2 protein-coding genes are annotated in these 2262 nt (G+C 63.4%); both read left to right on the forward strand.

All coding sequences use genetic code 11. From position 1 onward, the window contains the following. On the forward strand, positions 1-387 hold a 387-nt coding region (locus AC1DYI_RS33170; protein ID WP_477208362.1), incomplete at its 5' end, for a nucleotidyl cyclase domain-containing protein. A gap of 24 nt (positions 388-411) precedes the next feature. Beyond that, a partial coding sequence (locus tag AC1DYI_RS33175; RefSeq protein WP_477208363.1) for a PAS domain S-box protein occupies positions 412-2262 on the forward strand: 1851 nt, incomplete at its 3' end.

A 2262-nucleotide genomic window follows, 5' to 3' on the forward strand; every position in this document is an offset into this window, starting at 1 on the left:
GTCGTCATGCTTCCGCAGACGCCACGGAGCGGGGCAGAGCACGTGGCCCGCGACATTCTCAATGCTATCGAAGCGCTGGGCACCGTGCACGAGACGTCGCCGACAGCCGGCCACGTCACCGTGAGCATCGGCATCGGCTGCTACGACGACGACAGCGTGTGCTGGGTACCGCCGACGGCCGATTCGCGCTTCAGAAACGACATGGACGCGCACTGCGCTGCGAAGGATCTGATCCAGTGCGCCGACAAGGCTTTATACGGCGCCAAGCGTGGCGGCCGGGCCCACGCCCGGCTGCTGGACATCGCCGACGTCGATGTGCCGCTGGTGGCCCGCAGGGTCGGGCCCTCCATCCGCCAGACGCCACCGAAGAGTGGGACGCCTGCGTGAAATGCTCTCCGACCGAGGCTGACCATGACCAAGAGAATCCGCCACCCCGTTCTTCCTGGCCCCGAGGTCGGCTCGAAGGAGTCCATCACCGAAGCACGTCGCCAGGAGGCCCTGCTGAAAACCGGCGCCTTGCAGAGCGCGATTTTCAACAGCGCCAACTTCTCGAGCATCGCCACCGATGCGAAGGGCGTGATCCAGATCTTCAACGTCGGCGCCGAACGCATGCTGGGTTATGTGGCCGCCGACGTGGTGAACAAGATCACCCCGGCCGACATTTCCGACCCTCAGGAAGTGATTGCACGCGCGAAGGAACTCAGCGTCGAACTCGACACCCCCATCGCACCGGGCTTCGAAGCCCTGGTGTTCAAGGCCTCGCGCGGCATCGAGGACATGTACGAGCTGACCTACATCAGAAAGGATGGCAGCCGGTTTCCGGCGGTCGTTTCGGTCACCGCCCTGCGCGACGCGCAGGACACCATCATCGGCTACCTGCTGATCGGCACCGACAACACGGCCCGCAAACGCGCCGAAGAGGCCTTGCTCAAAGCCGGCGCCTTGCAGAGCGCCATCTTCAACAGCGCCAACTTCTCGAGCATCGCCACTGATGCGAAGGGCGTGATCCAGATCTTCAACGTCGGCGCCGAAAGGATGATGGGCTACACCGCCGCTGAGGTGACGAACAAGATCACGCCGGCCGACCTGCATGACCCCCAGGAAGTGATCGCGCGCGCGCAGGCGCTGAGCGCGGAATTCGGCGTCCTGATCACACCGGGCTTCGAGGCATTGGCGTTCAAGGCTTCGCGTGGGATCGAAGACATCTACGAACTCACCAAGGTCCGCAAGGATGGAAGCCGCTTCCCGGCGGTCGTGTCGGTGACGGCCCTGCGCGACCCGCAGGACGCCATCATCGGCTAYCTGTTGATCGGCACCGACAACACGGTACGCCAGCAGATCGAAGAGGAACGCAAGAAGCTCGACCAACGCCTGCGCGATCAGCACTTCTATACGCGGTCCTTGATCGAATCCAATGTCGATGCGCTGATGGCGACCGACCCGGGCGGCATCATCACCGACGCCAACAAGCAGACGGAGGCGCTCACCGGTTGCACGCGAGACGAACTGATCGGCGCACCGTTCAAGAACTACTTCACAGACCCGGAGCGGGYCGAGGCGGCCATCAGGCTGGTGCTGACCCAACAGAAGGTCACCAATTACGAATTGACCGCGCGCGACCGGGACGGCAAGGAAACCGTGGTGTCGTACAACGCGACCACCTTCTACGACCGCGACCGCAGACTGCAGGGCGTCTTTGCGGCTGCGCGCGACATCACCGAGCGCAAGCAATACGAAGAGTCGCTGCGCGAAGCCACGCACAAGGCCGAGCAGGCGAACCGCGCCAAGAGCGAATTCCTCGCCAACATGAGCCATGAGATCCGTACACCCATGAACGCGGTGATCGGCCTGTCCTACCTTCTCGGGCAGACAGCCTTGAACGACGAGCAACGGGCCTTCCTGGCCAAGGTCAAGCTGGCGAGCAAGTCGCTGCTGGTGGTGCTCAACAATGTGCTCGACCTTTCGAAGATCGAGGCGGGCGAGTTGATCGTCGAACGCACCGCCTTCAGCCTGCGCAGCCTGCTGAAGGAACTGGGTGAGGTCATTTCGGTGCAGGCCGATGCCAAGGGCGTGAGTTTCGAGATCGACGCGCCCAGTGCCTTGCCGGCCGCAGTGGAAGGCGACGCCGTGCGCCTCGGCCAGATCCTCACCAACCTGCTGTCGAACGCCGTCAAGTTCACCGARCACGGCGGTGTCAAGTTGTGCGTGAGCCAACTCGAGTCGACCAGGGACCGCGTGACGCTGTGCTTCGCATTGCAGGAC

The organism is Ideonella sp. P3_A4 (assembly GCF_056403075.1).